This window comes from Oleiphilus sp. HI0061, from assembly GCF_001635675.1.
Genome location: NZ_LWFE01001848.1, coordinates 1 through 1,021 on the forward strand (window position 1 = coordinate 1; position 1,021 = coordinate 1,021).

Genomic DNA, 1,021 nt, shown 5'->3' on the forward strand with positions numbered 1-1,021 from the left:
ACCTTTTTTGTTCCAAAAAAGTCGCCACAGTTACTACGCCGTTTAGCCGGGCGTTGGTATGACTCCCCACGTCAAGCAAACTGCACAAATTCCTGCCGATAGCACGGCCAGAGTTTTTTCTTTTTTAGTCAACTTCTTTTGTTTAAGAAGCATTAGCGCATCAGATGAAGCAGATAATTTCGACGGTTATCATGCTGGTATTCGTGGGTTGCTCTTTTTTTAAAGAACCTATCCGACCTTACTTTTTACGTCGTGGTGTCTGTCTTCAGTCTATGCTCGTGGATCAATGCGATGAAGCTACATTGCCTACCTAACGCCGTCGGTGATTACACCACACTCGTTGCTTGACCCAATGCGCTAACGCTAAACTCATTAAGCTGGTACTCTTGATAAACGTGTTTTTGGGTCGACCTTAAGTCAAATGACTTCTCGTGATATCGACCAGATAAAGGCAATCATTTCACGGGCTATTGCGGTCACGACCACATTGTAATTTTGACCGCGCTTCATAAGCCTCTGATATCGTTTTCACAGCCTTAGTTGCGCTTGCCATGCTTGATCGATAATCTCCTTAGGTAGACCTTCCTGTCTTACCTGCATTTCTTTGGATATTCGTGCGCTATACCGATAGCTGTGCGCTCCCTCAATCAACAGTTTCTGACGCGTCCATTACCGCACTTTGTAATGCTGCCAAGTTTTCGTTTATCGCGACTAGAATGCTCACTCGGGGTGAGCCCGACATAGCTCATTAGCTTTCTAGGCGTATCAAATCGGCTTAGATCACCAAGCTCACACACTACGCCTGTTGCGATGAGGAGGCGTATTCCACGCATCGCTTGTATTGCTTTAACGACAGGATAGTAGCGCCACTTCTTAACTTGATGAGTGAGCTCGTTGTCGAGTCGTTTTAATCGCTTAGTGCGCTCATCAATAGTCTGAATCATTTCTTGTAAAACGATTTGCTGGCAAGGGTGCGGAAGCACCATTTCGGTTAGCCATCGCATATGTTTTAACGACCAGT

At 45.5% G+C, this 1,021-nt stretch carries 1 pseudogene; it reads right to left on the minus strand.

Annotated features, from left to right (window positions below):
- Nucleotides 1–417 precede the first annotated feature (417 nt).
- A pseudogene (locus tag A3735_RS28140) lies at nucleotides 418–1,021 on the minus strand (transposase); the annotation flags it as partial.